Here is a 21,830-nt window from a genome sequence, read left to right on the forward strand (position 1 = left end):
GCAACGACCGACACGCTGAGTTATAACCAGCGTTGCAACAGGATGTCTCACCATGAACACGACCATTCGCAAGATCGGCAATTCCGAAGGCGTGATCCTGCCGAGGGAGATTCTCGATCGTCTGAACCTGAAGGCCGGCGACCAGCTTCAAATCGTTGAAACAGGTGACGGTCTTGCGCTGAAGCCGGTGGACGACAGCTTCGAGCGGCAAATGAAAGCTGCCCGCGAGGTCATGGACAAATACAAGGTCGCGCTTCAGAAGCTCGCCGAATGAGCTGGGAGTTTCTGACGCGGCGTGCAGTCGAAGCGATGCACGCCGAGCAGTTGCGCCGACACGGCGGAGCACAAGGCTTGAGGGATGAAAATGCCATTGAATCGGCGCTCGCCCGTGCGGAGAACAAAGCCAACTACGGAGACCCGTCGGTTGAAGAACTCGCCGCCGTCTATGTCTTCGGCATCGCCCGAAATCATGCCTTTGTCGACGGCAACAAACGCACCGCCATTGTCGCTGCCGGCGCATTTCTGATTGTGAATGGTTGTGCCCTGTCGGCCAATGACGGCATGCTTTACGAATTCGTCATGGGCGTCGCCGCCGGCGAAATCGACGAGGCCGGTGCCGCGGCGTTCTTCCGCGACCATGTCGTCAAGCTCGAAGACTAACTATCGGAGAGCTTGACGATCTCCCATTCCTTGCCGTTAACCACGGCAATTTCGCCGACCTTCTTGCCGAACAGCGCCATCGCCATCGGCGACATATGGGAAATTGACCCTTTGGCCGGGTTGGCCTCATCCTCGCCGACGATCTTCCAGTGCACCTTCTTGCCGTCGTCGCTCTCCAGTGTGACGCCCATACCGAAGCGAACCATGTCGCTGCCCGGTTCCGGCACCGAAAGCTCGGCGCTTTCACGCCGCGCCGTCCAATAGCGGAGATCACGCGACACCAGCGCGATGCGCTCGCGGTCGGCCCTCTTTTCGGCTCTGCCCAGTTCGTCGCGCAGAGCGGCCACCTCCGCATCGATCAGCGCCAGGCCGTGTTCCGTCACCAGATTGCGGTGATGGCTGATCGGCCGCTCGCCGATGCCGGCAATGGCGTTTTCGCTGTCTTCCTCGCGGGTGAAGGCCCTGCTCATCCGATGAACTTAGGCCCGGCGCGACGACTCCACAAGCCATAGCCGGCAAACCCGACCTCGGGGCCGATCCCGTCTGGCACGAATCCTGCCGCGTGAGCGTTGGACGCAAGGGATCTGTGCCGATGTTGAACAGAAGAACGCTGCTTACGCAGACCGCCGGCTTTGCCGTCATGGGGCTTTCGCTCGGCAAGGCAGCGGCGGAAAACCTGCACGGCATCGACAAAGCCGCGATGCGCGGGGCGATCAATGCGACCGATCTCGGCGTCCGGCCCGGCGCGCTTGAGGACCAGAGCAAGGCTTTCACCAAGCTGCTGCGCGAAGCGCACGTTCGCGACATGCCGGTGTTCCTGCCGCCGGGGACCTATATCGTTTCCAACCTGTCGCTGCCCGGCCGCGTGCGCCTGTCCGGCGTGGCGGGCGCATCGCGGATCGTCTATGGCGGCAACGGCCATCTCATCATGGCGGAACAGGCCGAGCATATCGTACTCAGTGGACTGGTGTTCGACGGCAGCAACCACTGGATGGGCGATTATACGCAAGGCCTGCTCGATCTGCGCCGCATCGCCCATCTCGTCGTCGACAATTGCCAGCTTACCGGCAGCGGCAAGAACGGTCTGGCGCTCGAACACGCCTCGGGCCGTATCGAACGCTCGGAGATATCCGATGCGGCCGATGCCGGCATCTATTCGGTCGAGGCCGATGGCCTGGAAATATCAGGCAATAGCGTCTCCGACTGCGCCAATGGCGGCATTCTGGTGCACCGCTGGCAGGCGGCGGAAGATGGTACCATCGTCAGCGGCAACCGCGTCGAACGCATCCAGGCGCGCAGCGGCGGAACCGGCCAGAACGGCAACGGCATCAATGCCTTCCGCGCCGGCAATGTCATCATCTCCGGCAATATTGTTTCGGATTGCGCGTTTTCGGCTATCCGCGCCAACAGTGCCAGCAATTTGCAGATCACCGGCAACACCTGCTCGCGCTCGGGCGAAACAGCCGTGTATTCCGAATTCTCATTCGAAGGCGCCATCATCAGCAACAACATCGTCGATAGTGCTGCGAACGGTATTTCGATCGTCAATTTCAACGAAGGCGGCCGCATGGGGGTCTGCTCCGGCAACATCGTCCGCAACCTGTCGACCAGCGGCCCCTACCCTGCCGATGCGCCCGGCTTCGGCGTCGGCATCAGCGTCGAGGCAGACACCACCGTTTCCGGCAATGTCGTTGAGAATGCGCCGCTCTACGGCATGCAGATCGGCTGGGGACCGTTCATGCGCAATGTGGTCGCCACGGGAAACGTCATCCGCAAGGCGGGGACCGGTATCGTCGTCACCGTGGTCGAAGGTGCCGGGACGGCAATCATCTCCGACAATGTCATCGACGGAGTCCAGAACGGCGCGATCGTCGGCCAGCGCTGGGCCGAGCCGGTGACCGGCGACCTCGCCGCGTCAGGCAATGCCGGCTATGCGCATTTGACCGTCGAGCGCAATCACGTCAGTTGAGGGCGGCGGTGGGCCGGAGCGCGCCGACTTTGGCGCCGATCCGGCTTTCGATAGGCGGATTTGCCTGTTCGATCAGCTTTGCCGCCAGCGGCTGGTCTGCGTGCAAAAGCTTTAACAGCACGGCCGCGAGCATGACTTCAGTTGCGCGGCCGGCGCCGTCGTCGCATTTCAGCGCGATGCCAAGGCCAAGCTCTGGAAGGGCGGCACAATGGACGCCCTCGGCGCCCCCCTTGGCAAAGATCCGGCCAGGCGCGGCCTCCATCATCGCGACGTCGGACCTGCCAGTGCCGGCGACGAAAAACGGCTCGGCCATGCAGGCGGAAAGCAGCCGCTTCGCCGCCCGGGCGCGCACCGGCTCGAAGCTGGCGCCTGTCGCCATGCGGGCAAAGCCAAGCGCAAAGCTGCGCAGCGGCACGGCATAGGTCGGAATCGAGCAACCGTCAGTGCCACGGTGATCGGCGTCATGGGCAGCACCGGTCACCGCCTGCATCGCTTCGCGCACCATCTCCTGCGAAGCATGGCCAGCCTTGACGTAACCGCGATGGGCGATGCCGCTGTGAACGCAGGTGCATAGGAAGCCTGAGTGCTTGCCGGAACAATTGTTGTGCAGCGCGTTCGGCACGCTGCCGGCGCGGGCAAGCGCCAGCGTCGCCCCATGGCTCGACGGCCAATGCGCGCCGCATTCGAGTGCCGTCTCGTCCAGGCCGGCCTTCGCCAGCATAGCCCTCGCGAGCTCGACATGTGGCGGCTCGCCGGAATGCGAGGCGCAGGCCAGTGCCAGCTCCCGGTCACCGAAGCCGTAGCCATCGGCAGCGCCGCTCTCGACCAGCGGCAACGCCTGGATCGCCTTGACCGCCGAACGCGGGAACACCGGTTGTGCCGTGTCGCCGATCTCCCAGACAGGCTTGCCGTCGGCGTCGAAGACGGCAACAGCGCCGCGATGCGCGCTCTCGACGATAGCGCCGCGCAAAACTTCGACCAGAACCGGATTTGTCATGAATTCCCCGCTAGCGCATGATCTCGAAACTCGGAATCAATTTTCGAAAAGGATCATGCGCAAAATCAAAGCGATATAGCGCCCTTTTGCGCGCGCGAAGCGGCGCGCGCGCTGTAATGCGGGGCCGCTTTTATCTGATCCGGTCGAGAATGGAAACGTAGTTGGCGACCGCCGCGCCGCCCATGTTGAAGATGCCGCCGAGCTTTGCTCCCGGCACCTGGATGCCGCCCGCCTCGCCGACGAGTTGCATGGCGGTAAGCACATGCATCGATACGCCGGTGGCACCGATCGGGTGGCCCTTGGCCTTCAGCCCGCCGGACGGATTGACCGGCAGCCTTCCGCCTTTCGCCGTATCGCCATCCAAGGCCAGCTTGGCGCCCTCGCCCGGCTTGGCCAGGCCCATCGCCTCATACTCGATCAGCTCGGCGATGGTGAAACAGTCATGCGTCTCGACGAAGGACAGGTCGCCGAGCGTCACGCCGGCCTGCTTCAGCGCCTGGTTCCAGGCCTGCTCGCAACCTTCGAACGCGAGGATGTCGCGCTTCGACATCGGCAGGAAATCCTGCACATGCTCATTGGCGCGGAAGGCGACGGCGCGGCGCATCTTCAGCGCCGTCGCCGTGTCGGCGAGGACAAGGGCGGCGGCGCCGTCCGAAACCAGCGAGCAGTCTGTGCGCTTCAGCGGACCGGCGACGAAGGGGTTTTTTTCGCTTTCCTGCCGGCAGAACTCGTAGCCGAAATCCTTGCGCATCTGCGCGTAGGGATTGTCGACGCCGTTCTTATGGTTCTTGGCGGCGATCATCGCCAGCGCATCCGACTGGTCGCCGTAGCGCTGGAAATAGGCTTGAGCGATCTTGCCGAAGACGCCAGCGAAGCCTGCCGGCGTGTCACCATCCTCCGGCAGATACGAGGCCTTGAGCAGGTTCTTGCCGATCTCAGGACCGGGCGTCGTCGTCATCTGCTCGGCGCCGACCACCAGCACGATACGGGCGGCATTTGCGTCGATGGCGCGGATGCCTTGCCTGACCGCCGCCGAGCCGGTGGCGCAGGCGTTCTCGACGCGGGTCGCCGGCTTGAAGCGCAGCCGGTCGTCTGCCTGGAGGACCAGGCTCGCGGTGAAATCCTGGGCGGAAAACCCGGCGTTGAAGTGGCCGAGCACGATCTCGTCGACGTCATCTGGACCGATGCCGGCATGATCGAGCGCCTCGACCGCCACCTTGGTGATCAGGCCCTCCAGCGTCTCGCCTTCGAGCTTGCCGAAGCGCGAATGCGCCCAACCGACGATGCATGCTGTCATGGCGATCCCCATCCTGCAGGCCCGGCTGCGCGATGTCGCGGCCGCTCGGCATTGTTCAAGGATGAACCGTTCCGCCGGTTTCGTGAAGGGGCCAGAACCGCACAATCGCTTGATCTTGATATCTGGTCATAACGCCTGGCATTTGCCAGCAAATCAGGCTGAATTTTTTGTTGATTGATGCGTCAATAAAAAATAAACTTACCCAACAGGCCGGAGCAAGAATGCCGAAACTCGGAATGGAGCCGTTGCGCCGCAAGGCGCTCATCGACGCAACGATCTCGGCGATCGGCGAGCGCGGTTCGCTTGATGTCACGATGTCGGAAATCGCCGGGCGCGCCGGCGTGTCCTCGGCGCTTGCCCACCATTATTTCGGCGCCAAGGACGAATTGCTGTTGGCGACGATGCGGCACATCCTGAGCGGGCTCACCGCCGATACGCGGCGCGCGCTTCGCACGGCCGGCACGGCGCGCCAGCGCGTCTCGGCAGTGGTCGCGGTCAATTTCTCCGACGTCCAGTTCCAGCCGGAAACGATCGCCGCCTGGCTCGCCTTCTATGTCGAGGCGCAGAAATCGGCAGCACTTCGCCGGCTGCTCAAGGTCTATGCACGGCGGCTGCATTCCAATCTGCTCAGCGGGCTGACCGGCATCCTGCCGAGAAGCGAGGCCGACCGGGTTGCCGAAGCGACGGCGGCGCTGATCGACGGGCTCTATATCAGGCGCGCGCTGAAGGACGGCGTGCCCGATGCCGCGACCGCGATCGCACTGGTTGAGGACTATCTCGAAATGAAGCTTAGCGGACGGCAGAAGCAGTGACATCCAAGCGACCCAACATCCTGATCGTTATGGTCGATCAGCTCAACGGAACGCTGTTTCCAGACGGGCCGGCAGACTTCCTGCACGCGCCGCATCTGAAGGCGCTCGCCGCGCGTTCGGCGCGTTTTTGCAACAACTACACGGCCTCGCCGCTCTGCGCGCCGGGCCGCGCCGCATTCATGAGCGGCCAATTGCCGTCACGCACCGGGGTCTATGACAACGCCGCCGAATTCACCTCGTCGATCCCGACCTTTGCCCATCATCTGCGCGCCGCCGGCTATCACACCTGCCTCTCCGGCAAGATGCATTTCGTCGGGCCGGACCAGTTGCACGGCTTCGAGGAACGGCTGACTACCGACATCTATCCGGCCGATTTCGGCTGGACGCCGGACTATCGCAAGCCCGGCGAGCGGATCGACTGGTGGTATCACAATCTGGGCTCAGTGAGCGGTGCCGGAACTGCCGAAATCACCAACCAGCTGGAATATGACGACGAGGTCGCCTTCCATGCGGTGCAGAAGCTCTACGATCTTGCCCGCGTCTCCGACGACGTCGCACATCGGCCCTGGTGCTTGACGGTTTCCTTCACCCATCCGCACGATCCCTACGTCGCACGGCGGCGCTACTGGGACCTCTACGAGGATTGCCCGGCACTCGAGCCCGAGATCGGCTTCATTCCCTACGACAGGCAGGACCCGCATTCGCAGCGGCTCTACCGCGCCAGCGACTATGATAGTTTTGACATCACCGCGGAGCAGATCCGCCGCGCGCGGCGCGGCTATTTCGCCAATATCTCCTATCTCGACGACAAGCTCGGCGAGTTGCTGTCGGTGCTCGAGCGCACGCACATGCTCGACGGCACGGTCATCCTGTTCTGCTCGGACCACGGCGACATGCTCGGCGAGCGCGGCCTGTGGTTCAAGATGTGCTTCTTCGAAGGTTCGGCGCGGGTGCCGCTGATGATCGCCGGCAAGAGCATACACACCGGGCTGATCGACACGCCGGTCTCCAACCTCGACGTGACGCCGACGCTTTGCGATCTCGCCGGCATCGACATCAGCGCGATTGCGCCGTGGACCGACGGCCAGTCGCTACTGCCGCTGCTGAACGGAAGGAAACGCTCCGCGCCGGTGCTGATGGAATATGCAGCCGAAGGCTCGAACGCGCCGATGGTGGCGATGCGCGAGGGCCGCTACAAATTCATCCATTGCGAGATCGATCCGCCGCAACTGTTTGATCTTGAATCGGATCCGCTGGAATTGACCAACCTCGCCGCCGATCCGGCCAATGCGGCTTTGGTGGCGGCTTTCACCGGCAAGGTGCGGGAGCGCTGGGACGTGGCGGCGTTCGATGCCGCGGTGCGTGCCAGCCAGGCACGCCGCTGGGTGGTCTACCCGGCGCTGCGCAACGGCACCCACTACCCTTGGGAATTCCAGCCGCTGCAGAAAGCATCGGAGCGCTACATGCGCAATCACATGAACCTCGACCTGCTCGAAGAGCAGAAGCGCTTTCCGCGAGGCAAATGATGGCAGACAGTCTCGTCCCCTCGCTCGACCATCTCAGGCAGGCCTATGCTGCCACCTCCAAGGCGACGCAGATCACGCCGCTGCTGGAATCGGCGGCACTCGCCCGCGAGACCGGCGCCGCCCGCGTCTTCGTCAAGGCCGAGTCGCTGCAATGGGCCGGATCGTTCAAGGTGCGCGGCGCCTATTGGCGGCTGAAGCGGCTATCGCCCGATGAAGCCAAAAAGGGCGTCGTCGCCTATTCCTCCGGCAATTTTGCGCAAGGGCTAGCGGCGGCTGGCCAAGCGCTTGGCATTCCCGTCACCATCGTCATGCCGATCGACGCGCCGGCCGCCAAGCGCGACGCCACATCGGGCTACGGCGCGCGCGTCGTGCTGACCGACCATGGCGAGCGCGCGCGTGAGGAGGTTGCCGCTGCCAAGGCTCGCGAGATCGCCGCGAGCAACGGCCTGGCGCTGCTGCACCCGTTCGACGATCCGGAGATCGTCGCCGGCCAGGCCGGAGCCGGACTGGAGGCACTCGACCAGCTCGCCGCCAGGCAAGCGGAGGCCGATCTCTTGTTATGCTCGGTCGGCGGTGGCGGGCTGATCGGTGGCGTTTCGCTGGCCTTCCACTATCTGTCGCCCGCCACCGAGATCATTGGCGTCGAGCCCGAAGGTTTTGACGGCATGGGCTCGTCGCTGGCGCATGGCGCCATCGAAACCATGCCGATCGGGCCGAAATCGATCTGCGACGGGCTGATGTCGCGGCGGCCTGGCGACGCGCCGTTCGCAGCGGTGAAGACCGCCGGCGTTCGCGGCGTCACCGTCGACGATGCTTCGGTGCGGCGCGCTATGCGGATCGCCTTCGAGCGGCTGAAGCTGGTGCTCGAGCCTTCGGGCGCTGCTTCACTCGCGGCGTTGCTCGGCGGCAAGGTCGACGTGACCGGCAAGACCGTTCTCGTAGTGGCAACCGGCGGCAACGTCTCGCTGGCCGATTTCATTGCGCATATGAACCATGGGCGCGCATGAACCATGCTTGAAGCGGATTTCGTCATCATCGGCTCCGGCTCGGCCGGCTCGGCCATGGCCTACCGGCTGTCGGAGGACGGCAAGCATTCGGTGATCGTCATCGAATATGGCGGCAGCGATATCGGGCCGCTGATCCAGATGCCGTCGGCGCTGTCGATCCCGCTCAACATGAGCCTCTACGACTGGGGCTTTGCCAGCGAGCCGGAGCCGCATCTCGGCGGCCGCGTGCTGGCAACGCCTCGCGGCAAGGTCATCGGCGGCTCATCCTCTATCAACGGCATGGTCTATGTGCGCGGCCATGCCCGCGACTTCGACCATTGGGCCGAACAGGGCGCGGCCGGCTGGGGCTTCGCAGACGTGCTCCCGTACTTCAAGCGAATGGAGGACAGCAATGGCGGCGAGAATGGCTGGCGCGGCCATGGCGGCCCGCTGACTGTGCAGCGCGGCTCGCGGACCAATCCACTCTACGGCGCCTTTGTCGAGGCAGGCCGTCAGGCCGGTTTCGAGCTAACCGATGATTACAATGGCGCGAAGCAGGAAGGTTTTGGGCCGATGGAGCAGACCATTCGTGGCGGTCGCCGCTGGTCGGCGGCGAGCGCCTATCTCAGGCCGGCACTCAGGCGGAAAAATGTCAGCTTGGTCAAGGGGTTCGCCCGACGGGTAATCATCGAGAATCAACGCGCCACCGGAGTCGAGATCGAAGCGCGCAAGCGGATTCAGGTGATCAGAGCGCGGCGTGAGGTGATCGTTGCCGCGTCCTCGATCAACTCGCCCAAGATCCTGATGCTGTCCGGCATCGGCCCCGGCCAGCACCTCAAAGAGAACGGCATTCCGGTGATTGTCGACCGGCCCGGCGTCGGCCGCAATCTGCAGGACCACATGGAACTCTACATCCAGCAGGAATCGACAAAGCCGATCACGCTGAACTCCATCTTGAACCCGTTCTCGAAGGCATTGATCGGCGCGCAGTGGCTGTTCTTCAAGTCCGGCCTCGGCGCCACCAATCATTTCGAGGCGGCCGCCTTTGTGCGCTCGCGCGCCGGCGTCGATTATCCCGATATCCAGTATCACTTCATACCGGCAGCAGTCCGCTATGACGGCAAGGCGGCGGCGAAGGCGCATGGCTTCCAGGCGCATGTCGGGCCGATGCGGTCGAAGTCGCGCGGTTCGGTCACGCTGCGCTCGCCCGATCCCAAATCGAAGCCGGTGATCCGCTTCAACTACATGTCGCATCCGGACGACTGGACGGAGTTCCGCCACTGCATCCGGCTGACCCGTGAGATCTTCGGGCAAGCGGCCTTCGATCCTTACCGCGGCAAGGAACTGTCGCCGGGTTCGCACGTACAATCGGACGACGAGCTCGACGCCTTCATCCGCGACCACGCCGAAAGCGCCTATCACCCTTGCGGCACCTGCAAGATGGGCCGTGCCGACGATGCGATGAGCGTCGTCGATCCGGAATGCCGCGTCATCGGCGTCGAAGGGCTGCGGGTCGCCGATTCCTCGATCTTCCCGCGCGTCACCAATGGCAATCTCAACGCGCCGTCGATCATGACTGGCGAGAAGGCCGCCGACCACGTTCTCGGGCGCTCGCCGCTGGCGCCGTCCAACCAGGAACCATGGATCAATCCGCGCTGGCAGGCGTCGGACAGATAGGCCATGATCCGGCGGACGCACATTCCGCCTGCCGCGAAAGACGATTGGAGAACAGTCATGCGCGCCCAGCCAACGGCATCGCATTATGTCAACGGCCGCTATATCGACGACGAGCGCGGCGCGCCGCTGCCGGTCATCTATCCGGCGACCGGCGAGACCATTGCCATGCTGCGCTCGGCGACGCCGAACGTGCTTGAACTCGCGATCGAAGCCGCGCGTGCGGCACAGCCGGCCTGGGCACGGCTGAAGCCGGTCGAGCGCGGCCGCATACTGCGCCGTGCCGCCGACATTTTGCGCGCCCGCAATGCCGATTTGGCGCGTATCGAGACGCTCGACACCGGCAAGCCGATCCAGGAGACGCTGGTTGCGGACGCCCCTTCGGCGGCGGATTGCCTCGAATATTTCGGCGGCGCGGTCGCCGCCTTTAATGGCGAGGCCGTCGATCTCGGCGGTCCCTTTGCCTATACCAGGCGCGAGGCGCTCGGCGTCTGCGTCGGCATCGGCGCGTGGAACTACCCGATCCAGATCGCCGGCTGGAAATCCGCACCCGCCCTCGCCATGGGCAATGCGATGGTGTTCAAACCGTCGGAAAACACGCCGCTTTCAGCGCTGGCGCTCGCCGAAATCTACACCGAGGCCGGGCTGCCCGACGGGCTGTTCAATGTCGTGCAAGGTTTTGGCGATGTCGGCGCCGGCCTTGTCGGCCATGAGGTCGTCGCCAAAGTCTCGGTGACCGGCTCAGTGCCGACCGGCCGCAAGGTGCTGTCGCTCGCCGGCTCGAAGATGAAGCACGCGACGATGGAGCTCGGCGGCAAGTCGCCGCTGATCGTCTTCGAAGACGCCAACCTCGAAAACGCCATCGGCGGCGCGATGCTCGGCAATTTCTATTCGACCGGTCAGATCTGCTCCAACGGCACACGGGTCTTCGTGCAGCGCAGCATCCATGACCGTTTCGTCGAAAGGCTGACCGAGCGGACCAAGAAAATCCGCATCGGCGACCCGCTCGACCAGGACACGCAGATGGGGCCGCTGGTCTCGAAGGCGCAGCACGACAAGGTCGTCTCATACATCGAGGCCGGCAAGCAGGATGGTGCGGTGCTCGCCTGCGGCGGCAATGTGCCTTCGCTGCAGGGTTTTCAGGGCGGCTTCTTCGTCGAGCCGACGGTGTTCACCGGTGTCACCGACACGATGCGCATCGCCCGCGAGGAGATTTTCGGGCCTGTCATGAGCGTGCTGAAGTTCGACAGCGAGGACGAGGTGATCGAGCGCGCCAACGACACCGAATTCGGCCTCGCTGCAGGCGTGTTCACGCGCGACCTGGCGCGCGCCCACCGTGTCATCGCCGAATTGCAGGCCGGCACCTGCTGGATCAACGCCTACAATCTGACGCCGGTCGAAATCCCGTTCGGCGGCTTCAAGCAGTCCGGCATCGGCCGCGAGAATTCGCTCGCGGCATTGGCACTCTATTCGCAGCTAAAGTCGGTCTACGTCGAGACCGGTGATGTCGCCAGCCCGTACTGATCCTTGCGGGCCGTACCGTCCAGATACTGCGTCAGCGCACAGACCAGATGGTAGAAGATGCTGGCCGGCACCTCGCTTGCCAGCGAGCGGCCACGCTCGTCGATGCGGTCGATCCACAGGCCGAGCGGTGCCGGATTGATGTGCCAGCGGAACAGCCGGCCGACACGCGCCTCGATTTCCGGCTTCAGGTCGGGACCGCCCGAGCCGTCCAGCGCGATCGCTGCCTTGATTGCTTCGGCCTGCGGCCAACTGCGCGAGACGCGGTCGAGCGGCAGCCCTTGCCGCGAGACGGCGCCGTAGGCGAGGCCTGTGGCGCGGTTCAGGCCATTGGCAATCGCCGACGCGTAGAGTTTCCTGGCGAGGCCGGTCAAGCCGCTTTGGCCGCTGCGGCCCGCGAAGTCGACCAGCAGCGAGGCCCATTCGAAATGATGGCCCGGTTCGGTCCACGTGCCTTTCTCGCCAGGGGCTGGCCGCCATTCATTGTCGAAATACTCACCCAGCGTCCAGCTTTCCGGGTCGAAGAAATGGCTGCGGAACAGATCGACGATGCGCGCGGCGCGGCGAAGATAGGCGCGCTCGCCGGTCGCCTGATGCCAGGCCAAAAACGCCTCGAGCAGATGCATGTGCGGGTTGGAGCGGCGTTCGCCCTCGCCGCTCGAGGTCTCGCGGAAGCCGGTCAGGCGTTCGTCCTCGAGATGCGCGTCGATGAACGCAAAGGTCTCCTCGCCAAGCCGCAATGCATCCGGATTGCCGCACATATGGGCATGCGCCAGCGCCAGAAGCACGCAGGAATGGTCATAGGCATCCTCGGCGGCATCGGCGACGGTGCCGTCGACGTTGAGCGTGCGCACCCAGCCGCCATTATCGGTGCGGCCGTTCCTGGCCATGAATTCGAGGCCGTGGCTAATCAGCCGATCGGCCGGGCCGTTCCAGCCGCGCGCCTTGGCGACGGCGAAGGCATAGATCTGCCTGGCCTGCGTGCGCATGCGCTTGGGTTTCATCAGCGGGGTGGCGTCGAAACCGAGCGCCTCATGGAACCCGCCATGGCGCTCATCGACGCCGATCGTCGACCACAGCGGCACCGTCTCCTCGAACAGCCAATGGTGCACGCGGCGTTGCCAGGCGCCGCTTTCGATGACGCGATCGTCGGCGGGCGTGAACCTGGTCTCCAGGCGGCCGCTCTTTTCGAGCTGCTCGACGATCTTCTTGACGTTCTGGCTGTGGCTGACCGGCGCGACGAAAGTGGCGTCGGCGGTCGAGACGATGGCGACGTCCTTCAGGCCAATGGCCGACAGCAGGCGGCCGTCGCTGCGGATATAGGAGTTCTCGCAATCGATGGCGACGACGTCGCCGACAATGACGTTGCCCTGCTTGTCGGACGGCCCGACATCGAGCAGCGATTGCCAGGAACCGAGATCGTTCCAGCGAAAGCCGGCCGGCACCATGGCGATGCCGCTGGCGCGCTCCATGATCGCATAGTCGATCGATGTCGAAGGGATGGCGGCATAGAGCTCCAGAGGCATGTAGAGGCCGGAAAGATCCGATGTCGCAGCCTGGTAGGCAGCCTCTGTGGCGCTCCAGATGTCTGGCTGGAAAGCCATGAACGCGTCGCGCATGGCACTGGCGCGAAACAGGAAGATGCCGGTGTTCCAGTAGAAATTGCCGGCCTCAAGATAGCTCTGCGCGGTGGCGAGATCGGGTTTTTCGACGAAACGCGAGACATCGCAGATGCCATCGCGCTCGCCGGCCACCTCGATGTAGCCATACCCGGTCTCCGGTTGGGTGGGCTTGATGCCGAACACCACCAGCCTGCCTTCGCGCGCCGCCGCCGTGCCGGCCTCGACGCTCCGCCAGAATTGCTGCGCGGTCGCGATCTCATGGTCGGACGGCACCACCAGCACCAGGCTGTCGCCGAATTCGGACAAAGTGCGCAGGCTTGCCAAAGCGACGGCCGCGGCAGTGTTGCGTCCGGTCGGCTCGAACAGCGGGCCGCCGCCGGAAAGCTCGTGGCCGGCAATGTCGGCATGAACGCGGTCGGCGTGCCTTTCCGAGGCAATCAGGAAAACCGGCGTTTCGCCTTCCGGCCGCGCAGTCAGCCGGCGTAGCGTCTTGGCCAGCATCGAGCCGTCGCCGGAGAAATCATGGAACTGCTTGGGATTGTCCTCGCGCGACAGCGGCCACAGCCGCGAGCCGATGCCGCCGCTCATCACAAAACTGACGATCCGTTCGGTCATGAAAATAAGTCCCGCTCAAAAGGTCTGATTGTAGGCGCCGACTTCCGGGCTGCGGCGCAGCACCGCGTCGACGGCTTCGAACATCTGGCGACGCCGCTCGGACGATACCGGGCTTTCGACCACCACCACAAGCTCCGGCTTGTTCGATGATGCCCGCACCAGCCCCCAAGTACCATCCTCCGCCACGACCCTGACGCCGTTGACGGTGATCAGCTCGGCGATCTTCTGGCCGGCGAAGACTGCGCCCTCGTCCTTCATCTTGCGAACATCGCCTACGACCCGCTCGACGACGCCGTATTTGAGCTCGTCGGCGCAGTGTGGCGACATGGTCGGCGTGCCGAACGTCAGCGGCAGATCGCGGTAGAGGTCGGCCATGCTGCTTTGCGGGCTGCGATCCAGCATCTGGCATATAGCAATGGCCGTGACCAGGCCATCGTCATAACCGCGGCCAATCGGCGGATTGAAGAAGAAGTGGCCCGATTTCTCAAAACCGGCGACAGCGCCGAGTTCGGCGACGCGCCGTTTGATGTAGGAATGACCGGTTTTCCAATAGTCGGTGACCGCGCCATTTTCCCGCAACACCTTGTCGGTCATGAACAATCCGGTCGACTTGACGTCGACGACGAAAGTCGAGCCGGGATAGAGGTGTGAGATGTCGCGCGCAAGCATGACGCCGACCTTGTCGGCGAAGATCTCGTTGCCTTCATTGTCGACCACGCCGCAGCGGTCGCCGTCGCCGTCGAAGCCGAGCCCAACATCGGCGCCAGTTTCCAGCACCTTGTCGCGAATGGCGTGCAGCATCTTCATGTCTTCGGGGTTGGGATTGTAATTCGGAAACGTATGATCGAGCGCGACGTCGAGCGGAATCACCTCGCAGCCGATCCTTTTCAGTGCCTCGGGAGCGAAAGCCCCGGCGGTGCCGTTGCCGCAGGCGGCCACCACCTTGAGCTTCCTCGAGATACGCTTTCCCGCTGTCAGATCGTCGAGGTAGGTTTTGCGGAAATCCGCAACGAAGTCATAGGAGCCGCCACCGACAAGGTCGAAATCGCCTGAGAGCACGATCGCCTTCAGCGCGCTCATCTCCTCCGTACCAAAAGTCAGCGGGCGCGCCGCGCCCATCTTGACGCCGGTCCAGCCATTCTCGTTATGCGAGGCGGTGACCATGGCGACGGACGGCGTGTCGAGCGCGAATTGGGCGAAATAGGCCATCGGCGACAAGGCCAGCCCGACATCCTTGACCCGCGCGCCGGCGGCCATCAGCCCGGAAACCAGCGCCAGCTTGATGGCAAGCGAATAAGAGCGGAAATCGTGACCGGTGACGATGTCGGGTCCGGCACCCAGACGGCGGATCAGCGTGCCGAGCCCCATGCCGAGCGCCTGGACGCCGATCAGATTGAGCTCCGGCGGCTCGTTCGAACCGGGATGGCCAAACCACCAGCGCGCATCATATTCGCGAAACCCGGATGGCTTGATCAACGCCGAGGTTTCGAACTCAAAAGTGTTTGGTTTGACATCGCTAACGATCTTCATCGACAAGGCTGCAACTCCAGGCGGCTGAATCAGATGCTTCGAGGCAAGTGGACGGTTACCTAGAAGCCCCTTTAAGCCGTGTTTGTGCGACAGGAAACTGAAACCTGTATGACGTAGCGGCTAAAGCGAAAGAAATGCGACGGAAGCGCTGCCATTGGCGCTTGCAGTAACCAAATGCGGCGGCTATAAGCCCGCGGTCTGGTCACGGAGTGTAGCGCAGCCTGGTAGCGCACATCGTTCGGGACGATGGGGTCGCAGGTTCAAATCCTGCCACTCCGACCAGAAAAAACAGCGGCTTAGCTGTTCTTGTTCCCGAAACAACCACCTTCCGCCGCAGTTCTGACCAATCGCGCTATGCGCTCAGGCGAAATCGCGTCACATCGATGGCCGCGGCCATCAGTGTCTGCGTATAGGTTGCCTGCGGATTGCTGAAGATCGCCTCGGACGGCCCCTCCTCGACGATCTTGCCCTGCTTCATGACGATGATGTAGTCGGCCATGGCGCGCACGACCGCGAGATCGTGGCTGATGAACAGATAGGACAGTTCGTGGTCGGCCTGCAGCTTGCGCAGCAATTCGACGATCTGCTTCTGCACGGAGCGGTCCAGCGCCGAGGTCGGCTCGTCCAGCACCACCACTTTCGGCTTCAGTATCATGGCGCGCGCAATGGCGATGCGCTGCCGCTGACCACCGGAGAATTCGTGCGGATAGCGGTTGCGCGTGTTCGGGTCGAGCCCGACTTCGAGCAAGGCATCGACGGCGCGGAGATCGCGCTGCCTGCCCGACAGATTGGGCTCGTGGACCAGGAGCCCTTCGGTGATGATCTGGCCGACGGTCATGCGCGGCGACAGCGAGCCGAACGGGTCCTGGAAGACCAGCTGCAATTCGCGCCGCAGCGGCCGCATCGCCTGGCGGTCGGCGTGGGAGATGTCGCGGTCGCCAAGCCGGATGATGCCGTCGCTGGGCAGGAGCCGCAGCAAGGCGCGGCCGAGCGTCGACTTTCCCGAACCGGATTCGCCGACGATGCCGATGGTCTGGTTGCGCTTCAGCCGGATCGAAATGCTATCGACAGCGCGCAATATCAGCGGTTCTCCACCAAGAAAGCCGCCGCCGATCTTGAAGGTCACTTCGACGTTCCTGCCTTCGAGCAGGACGGGGGCATTCGGAGGCGGCGGGGCCTTGGTGCCGGTCGGCTCGGCGGCAAGCAACATCTTGGTGTAGGCGTGCTGCGGGTTGACGAAGATTGCTTCCGCCTCGCCCTCCTCGACGACCTCGCCATAGCGCATCACATAGACCCGGTCGGCAAAGCGCCTGACGATTCCGAGATCGTGGGTGATGAAGACGATCGCCATGCCGAGCTTGCGCTGCAGTTCGGCGAGCAGCATGAGGATCTGCGCCTGGATGGTCACGTCGAGCGCCGTCGTCGGCTCGTCGGCGATCAATATGTCGGGGTCATTGGCCAGCGCCATGGCAATCATGACGCGCTGGCGCTGACCGCCCGACATCTCGTGCGGATAGGATTTCATCCGCCGCTCCGGATCTGGAATATGGACCAGCCGCAGCAGCTTGAGCGCCTCTTCGCGCGCCTCGGCGGCGCCAAGCCCGCGATGCTTGCGGATCGGTTCGATCAACTGGCTACCGATCGAATAGAGCGGGTCGAGCGAAGTCATCGGCTCCTGGAAGATCATGCTGATCTTGCGGCCGCGGATCTTGTTGAGCTCGGGCTTGCTCAGGGTCAAAAGATTGCGGCCGCGGTAGTCGACGCTCCCGGTGGCTTCGCCGTTCGAGGCCAGCAGGCTCATCGCCGCCATCATCGTCTGGCTCTTGCCGGAGCCGGATTCGCCGACGACGGCTACCGTCTCGCCTGATTTAACATGGATATTGATGCCCTTCACCGCCTCCACCACGCCGTCGAGCGTGCGGAAGCGGACGCGAAGATCCTTGACGCTGAGAATGGTTTCGGAAGCAGCCATCTCAACGATCCCTCGGGTCGAGCGCGTCGCGCAGCCCATCGCCGACGAAATTCAGCGCGAACAATGTCGAGACGAGAAAGAAGGCCGGGAACAAAAGCAGCCAGTTGGCCGAGCCGATATTCTGGGCGCCGACCGAAATCAGCACGCCCCAGCTGGTCATCGGCTCCTGGACGCCGAGCCCGAGGAACGACAAAAAACTCTCCAGGATGATGACCTGCGGCACCAGCAGCGTCATGTAGATCACCACCGGCCCGAGCAAATTGGGGATCACATGGCGCAGCAGAATGCCGCGCTGCCCGACGCCCATCGCCTCCGCCGCCTGGACATATTCCTGCCGGCGGATCGATAGCGCCTGTCCGCGCACGATGCGCGCCATGTCGAGCCACAGCACGGCGCCGACGGCCAGGAACATCAGCACGAAGTTCCTGCCGAAGAACACCACCAGCATGATGACGAAGAAGATGAACGGCAAAGAATAAAGCACGTCGACGATACGCATCATCACCTCGTCGACCCTGCCGCCGGCAAAGCCGGCGGTGGCGCCATAGAGCACGCCGATCACCACCGCCACAATGCCGGCAAGCAGGCCGATGGCCAGCGATATGCGCCCGGCCATCAGCGTTCGCGACAGGAGATCGCGGCCGGTATTGTCGGTGCCGAACAGGAAATATTGCTGCTTGATCGATGCACTCATCACCATTTCGAGACCGTCCGGCGATTTGCTCTCGATCTTTGTGTCATCGAAGGTATCGGAACGATCAAGGTAGCGAATGTTGCGGTCGTCGATCGGCTTGGACGATCTGACGGTAACGAACACACGGCTGCCCTCCTGCCGCCACTCCTTGATGTCGACGCGCATACGCCTGATCGCCTCGTCGAGAGCGCCTTCGATCATGTCGGCCTTTGGATAGGCGGAGAAGCTCGGCGGCGTGCGGACGTAGTCGCCATAGATGGTGGTGTATTGGTGCGGCACGAAAGAGGGTCCAAACACGCTGATGACGGCGATGAAGGCAAGATAATAGAGGCTGAACATGGCCGCGCGGTTGGCCTTGAGGCGCGCCCACGCATCCCCCCACAGGGATCGGCCGACGACCGGTGCTGCAACTGCGATATCAGTCATAGCGCACCCTCGGATCAACGACACCATAGAGGACGTCGACGATCAGGTTGAAGACAATGGTGAAGAGCGCGATGACCACCACCGTCCCCATCACCAGTGTGTAGTCGCGATTGAGTGCGGCAACGACAAAATGGCGGCCGATGCCCGGGATAGAGAAGATGGTCTCGACGATGATCGAGCCGGTGAGAAGGGCTGCGGCCGCCGGACCGGTGAAGGAGACGATCGGCAGGATGGCGCCGCGCAGCGCATGCTTGACGACGACCGACCAGTTCGACAACCCAAGCGCGCGGGCGGTGCGGATGTGATGCGAGTGCAGCGATTCGATCATCGAGCCGCGCATCAATCGAGCGACGATGGCGATCTGCGGCAGAGCGAGCGTCAGCACCGGGCCGACCTTATTGATGACGGCTCCATCGCCCCAGCCGCCGATCGGCAGCAGCTTCCAGGTCAATCCGAATACAAGCTGGATCACCGGAGCGATGACGAAGGTCGGAATGGTGCTGCCGGCGGTCGCCAACGCGATCACCGAATAGTCGGCAAGCTTGTTCTGGTTGAGCGCGGCAACAGTGCCGAGCACGCTGCCGAGAAGCAGCGCCAGAACGAGCGCCGAAGCGCCGAGTTGGATCGAGATAGGCAGGCCTTCCCTGAACAACTCGCCGACGGTGAAATCCGGCATGTTGTAGCTGGGGCCGAAATTGCCGCGCAGAAGATTGCCTAAATAATGGAGGTACTGCAGCCAGAGCGGGTCGTTGAGCCCGAACTGGGCTTCGAGATTGGCCCTGATCTCGGGGCTCAGGCCCCGCTCCTGGTTGAACGGGCCGCCCGGCGCGACGCGTATCAGGAAGAACGCTATGGTCACGATGACGAACAGCGTCGGGATGGCGGTCAGCAGCCGCCGAAATACGTAACGCAGCATCGGTGCCCCGCTTGATCCAGAGCAGCGCGCGTCCAACTGGACGATTGCGCTCTAGCCTTCAAATCTTCGCACCGACATTGTCGAAAATCGAATCCGGTTCCCGGGCCGATGCGATGGCAAACCAGCGCCGCCGCGCATCGAGTTGCGCGGCGGCCTGGCTAAGGGATCAGTCCTTGCTGATGAAGCGGGACGGATGGATGTCCATCACATTGTCGTCGAAGCCGTGCAGCTTCGAGGAAACGATGTCGTGGTAGCTGTAGTAGAGAAGCGGGATGTTACCGACATCGTCGACGAGGATGCGCTCGGCCTTGGCGAGTTCCTTCATGCGCTCTTCGGGCTTGCCGCCGGCGGCGGCGGCCTTGTCCATGGCCTCTTCGTATTTCGGGCTGACGTAGCTCGAATAGTTGTTGCCGCTGGCCTTGCGGGTGATGCCAAGGAAGGTTTCCGGATCCTTGTAGTCGGCGATCCACGCGGCACGCGCCACATCATAGTCGCCCTTCTGCTCAAGGAAGGAGTAGTGGGTCTTGGTATCGGTGTTGAGCAGCGTGACCTCGACACCAAGCGGCTTCAGCTGTTCCTGGATGGCGACAGCGGTGTTCTTGTGGTTTTCCGAGGTGTTGTAGCGGATCTGCATCTTCAACGGATGCTCGGGCGTATAGCCGAGCTTCTCCAGGATTTTCTTGGCTTCATCCTCGCGGTCGATCTGCGGCATGTCAGCGTATTTGGCCAGTGCCGGCGTGTAGCCCTCGATGCCCGGAGGCACCATCGAATAGCCGGGCAGCATCGAATTCTGCCAGACTTTTTCGGCGAGAAAGTCGCGATCGATCGCCATCGAGATGGCGTTGCGCAGTTCGACATTGTCCCACGGCGCCTTGTCGGTCTTGATCGCATAATAGTAGGTGCCGAGATATGGCCCGACACGGACCTGGTCGCCGAATTTGGACTTGAGATCGGCGAGCTGTTCCGTCGGCAGGTCACCGTAACTGTCGAATTCGCCGGCCTCGAAGCGCTTCATCGCAGACGAGCGATCCTCGGTCGGGATGTAGTTGACCACGTCTAACTTGACGCTGGCGGCGTCCCAGAATTTCGGATTCTTCACCAGCTTGAGATGGTCGTTGGGAATCCACTCCGCCGCTGTAAAGGCCCCGTTGGAGACCAGCTTGCCTGCCTTGATCCAGTCGGCGCCAAGCTTTTCGATGGACGCCTTGTTAACCGGAAAGGTCGCCTGATGGGTCAGCATCTCCAGGAAGTAAGGCGTTGGCGCCTTGAGGGTGACTTCGAGGGTATTTGCGTCAATCGCCTTGACGCCCATATCCTCCGGCTTTCCCTTCTTGGTGTTGACTTCCTCGGCACCCTTCACCGGATAGAGCATGGAAGCGTATTCGGCAGCGGTGGCCGGATCTTCCAGCCGACGGAACGAATAAACGAAGTCGTCCGCCGTCACCGGGCTGCCATCCGACCAGAGGCCGTCCTTGCGCAGCTTGAAGGTGTAGACAGTGCCGTCGTCGGACACCGTCCAGCTTTCGGCTGCGCCCGGAATGAGGTTCGTCTTCTGGTCATGCATGACGAGGCCCTGGAACAGGTCGCGTATGATATCGGCTTCGTAGACCGTCGAGGTCTTGTGCGGATCGAGCGTCTCCGCTTCGGCGGCGGCTCCGCGGTTGTAGACGGTTTCGGCGAAAGCCGGCGTGTAGAACGTACCGGCGGCCAAGACCATGGTCGTGGCGAGTACCGTCGCCTTCAGCACATGTTTCAGCATGGAGTTCTCCCTAATGACGTCGCCCTTCAGCTACGTCTCTAAGTGTTGACGCCCCGAAACCGATTGGCTGGTTCCTTTCGAGCGCGCAGCCGGTTCCCTTTCCGGCAGCTGGTGGCCAAACAGTAACGTGGAGATTTTTTATTTCAACAGACTCTCGGGGTCACCCAAAGTAAGGGGGCCGGGGCAGCCGCTTTGCGAACCGCCAATCAATGATCGAAAGCATGAGTTTGGCTGGGTTTCCTGGCCAGAACGCCGATAATCTGGCTGATCATTTCAGTTTACCGGAATGTATTAATTGGTTCTTAGGCAACCAAGGGTTACAAATCCCGATGGGTTCGGCACATCGACCTTTATGGTCCAACGGGCAAGGGCAATGAACAAGATAGACAGTAATACTGTCACATTAAAGCGTAAAATATTGCGCCCAATAAGGGCAAATCTACGCAAAATTGGAGAAGAATCCGGAACTTCCGCGGTCGAATTCGCCCTGCTTTCCCCGATCTTTATCCTGCTCGTACTCGGAATGGTTGCATATGGTATCTATTTTGGTGCAAGCAACTCGTTGCAGCAAATCGCCGCCGATGCCGCCCGTACTGCAATTGCCGGATTGAACCAAACCGAGCGCCAGGCGCTGGTGGCGGGTTTCGTCAAAAACAATGCCAGTGGATACCCGTTCGTCGATTCCGGCAAGCTGACCTATCAGGCGACGGACAGCACGGCCGACGGAAATCAGTTCGTCGTGTCGATCCAGTACGATGCCAGCAACCTGCCGATCTGGAACCTGTTGCCCAGCCTTGCGATGCCGCAAACCACGATCTCGCGCAGGTCTACCATCAGGATTGGAGGCATTTGAA

19 protein-coding genes and 1 tRNA gene are annotated in these 21,830 nt (G+C 62.8%); 11 read left to right on the forward strand and 9 right to left on the reverse strand.

Annotated elements, in window-relative coordinates:
• The first annotated feature begins 52 nt into the window (after window positions 1–52).
• The gene (locus NKH89_RS22810; protein ID WP_023718425.1) at window positions 53–274 is read left to right on the forward strand and encodes an AbrB/MazE/SpoVT family DNA-binding domain-containing protein; all 222 of its coding nucleotides are present in this window, start codon (window positions 53–55) and stop codon (window positions 272–274) included.
• The gene (locus NKH89_RS22815; RefSeq protein WP_352856185.1) at window positions 271–660 is read left to right on the forward strand and encodes a type II toxin-antitoxin system death-on-curing family toxin; all 390 of its coding nucleotides are present in this window, start codon (window positions 271–273) and stop codon (window positions 658–660) included. Before NKH89_RS22810 ends, NKH89_RS22815 begins: the two co-directional genes overlap by 4 nt.
• Here NKH89_RS22815 and NKH89_RS22820 read toward each other — a convergent pair.
• Complete coding sequence (locus NKH89_RS22820) at window positions 657–1,130, reverse strand: GreA/GreB family elongation factor (RefSeq protein ID WP_023718427.1); 474 nt, start codon at window positions 1,128–1,130, stop codon at window positions 657–659. The two genes, NKH89_RS22815 and NKH89_RS22820, sit on opposite strands and share 4 nt — an antisense overlap.
• Window positions 1,131–1,252: 122 nt before the next feature.
• Here NKH89_RS22820 and NKH89_RS22825 point away from each other — a divergent pair, with 122 nt between their 5' ends.
• Window positions 1,253–2,629 carry a TIGR03808 family TAT-translocated repetitive protein gene (locus tag NKH89_RS22825; protein WP_023718428.1) on the forward strand — a complete coding sequence of 459 codons (1,377 nt, stop codon included), beginning with the start codon at window positions 1,253–1,255 and terminating at the stop codon, window positions 2,627–2,629.
• On the opposite strand, the gene NKH89_RS22830 is transcribed toward NKH89_RS22825, so the two are convergent.
• Together NKH89_RS22830 and NKH89_RS22835 are read right to left on the reverse strand one after the other, a co-directional pair.
• Complete coding sequence (locus NKH89_RS22830) at window positions 2,622–3,626, reverse strand: asparaginase (protein ID WP_023718429.1); 1,005 nt, start codon at window positions 3,624–3,626, stop codon at window positions 2,622–2,624. The two genes, NKH89_RS22825 and NKH89_RS22830, sit on opposite strands and share 8 nt — an antisense overlap.
• Window positions 3,627–3,756: 130 nt before the next feature.
• On the reverse strand, window positions 3,757–4,923 hold the full coding sequence (locus NKH89_RS22835) for an acetyl-CoA acetyltransferase (protein WP_023718430.1): 1,167 nt from the start codon (window positions 4,921–4,923) through the stop codon (window positions 3,757–3,759).
• Here NKH89_RS22835 and NKH89_RS22840 point away from each other — a divergent pair.
• The 6 genes from NKH89_RS22840 to betB are packed head-to-tail and all read left to right on the forward strand — an operon-like array spanning window position 4,922 to window position 11,445.
• Entirely contained in the window at window positions 4,922–5,101 is a 180-nt protein-coding gene (locus NKH89_RS22840) for a hypothetical protein (RefSeq protein ID WP_156948046.1), read from the forward strand. The genes NKH89_RS22835 and NKH89_RS22840 overlap by 2 nt on opposite strands.
• 43 nt (window positions 5,102–5,144) lie before the next feature.
• Window positions 5,145–5,735: a choline-binding transcriptional repressor BetI gene (gene betI, locus NKH89_RS22845; protein ID WP_023718431.1), complete on the forward strand. Its 591-nt coding sequence runs from the start codon at window positions 5,145–5,147 to the stop codon at window positions 5,733–5,735.
• A complete protein-coding gene (gene betC, locus NKH89_RS22850; protein WP_352850223.1) occupies window positions 5,732–7,261 on the forward strand; it encodes a choline-sulfatase in 1,530 nt (509 codons plus the stop codon). The genes betI and betC overlap by 4 nt, the downstream gene beginning before the upstream one ends.
• A complete protein-coding gene (locus NKH89_RS22855; protein ID WP_502895882.1) occupies window positions 7,261–8,268 on the forward strand; it encodes a threonine/serine dehydratase family protein in 1,008 nt (335 codons plus the stop codon). The genes betC and NKH89_RS22855 overlap by 1 nt, the downstream gene beginning before the upstream one ends.
• A 3-nt stretch (window positions 8,269–8,271) precedes the next feature.
• Window positions 8,272–9,924 carry a choline dehydrogenase gene (gene betA, locus NKH89_RS22860; RefSeq protein WP_023718434.1) on the forward strand — a complete coding sequence of 551 codons (1,653 nt, stop codon included), beginning with the start codon at window positions 8,272–8,274 and terminating at the stop codon, window positions 9,922–9,924.
• A 57-nt stretch (window positions 9,925–9,981) separates the two neighbouring features.
• Window positions 9,982–11,445, forward strand: coding sequence for a betaine-aldehyde dehydrogenase (gene betB, locus NKH89_RS22865; protein ID WP_023718435.1), 1,464 nt, complete (start codon window positions 9,982–9,984; stop codon window positions 11,443–11,445).
• On the opposite strand, the gene NKH89_RS22870 is transcribed toward betB, so the two are convergent.
• Both NKH89_RS22870 and NKH89_RS22875 read right to left on the reverse strand, forming a co-directional pair.
• On the reverse strand, window positions 11,409–13,679 hold the full coding sequence (locus NKH89_RS22870) for an AGE family epimerase/isomerase (RefSeq protein ID WP_023718436.1): 2,271 nt from the start codon (window positions 13,677–13,679) through the stop codon (window positions 11,409–11,411). The two genes, betB and NKH89_RS22870, sit on opposite strands and share 37 nt — an antisense overlap.
• Window positions 13,680–13,694: 15 nt before the next feature.
• Window positions 13,695–15,209, reverse strand: a complete 1,515-nt coding sequence (locus tag NKH89_RS22875; RefSeq protein WP_502895881.1) for a phosphomannomutase/phosphoglucomutase — start codon at window positions 15,207–15,209, stop codon at window positions 13,695–13,697.
• A 205-nt stretch (window positions 15,210–15,414) separates the two neighbouring features.
• Here NKH89_RS22875 and NKH89_RS22880 point away from each other — a divergent pair.
• A tRNA-Pro gene (locus NKH89_RS22880) sits at window positions 15,415–15,491 on the forward strand.
• 70 nt (window positions 15,492–15,561) lie between these two features.
• Here NKH89_RS22880 and NKH89_RS22885 read toward each other — a convergent pair.
• The 4 genes from NKH89_RS22885 to NKH89_RS22900 form a co-directional block, all read right to left on the reverse strand.
• On the reverse strand, window positions 15,562–17,181 hold the full coding sequence (locus NKH89_RS22885; RefSeq protein ID WP_023718438.1) for an ABC transporter ATP-binding protein: 1,620 nt from the start codon (window positions 17,179–17,181) through the stop codon (window positions 15,562–15,564).
• 1 nt (window position 17,182) lies between these two features.
• The gene (locus NKH89_RS22890; RefSeq protein ID WP_023718439.1) at window positions 17,183–18,301 is read right to left on the reverse strand and encodes an ABC transporter permease; all 1,119 of its coding nucleotides are present in this window, start codon (window positions 18,299–18,301) and stop codon (window positions 17,183–17,185) included.
• Window positions 18,294–19,217, reverse strand: a complete 924-nt coding sequence (locus NKH89_RS22895; protein WP_023718440.1) for an ABC transporter permease subunit — start codon at window positions 19,215–19,217, stop codon at window positions 18,294–18,296. Before NKH89_RS22895 ends, NKH89_RS22890 begins: the two co-directional genes overlap by 8 nt.
• Window positions 19,218–19,383: 166 nt before the next feature.
• A complete protein-coding gene (locus tag NKH89_RS22900) occupies window positions 19,384–20,976 on the reverse strand; it encodes a peptide ABC transporter substrate-binding protein (RefSeq protein ID WP_023718441.1) in 1,593 nt (530 codons plus the stop codon).
• 373 nt (window positions 20,977–21,349) lie between these two features.
• Between NKH89_RS22900 and NKH89_RS22905 the strand changes: the two genes are divergently transcribed.
• Window positions 21,350–21,829, forward strand: a complete 480-nt coding sequence (locus NKH89_RS22905; RefSeq protein ID WP_084642568.1) for a TadE family protein — start codon at window positions 21,350–21,352, stop codon at window positions 21,827–21,829.
• Window position 21,830: the final 1 nt, after the last annotated feature.

It is taken from the genome of Mesorhizobium sp. M0923 (assembly GCF_040319365.1).
Lineage (GTDB): Bacteria > Pseudomonadota > Alphaproteobacteria > Rhizobiales > Rhizobiaceae > Mesorhizobium.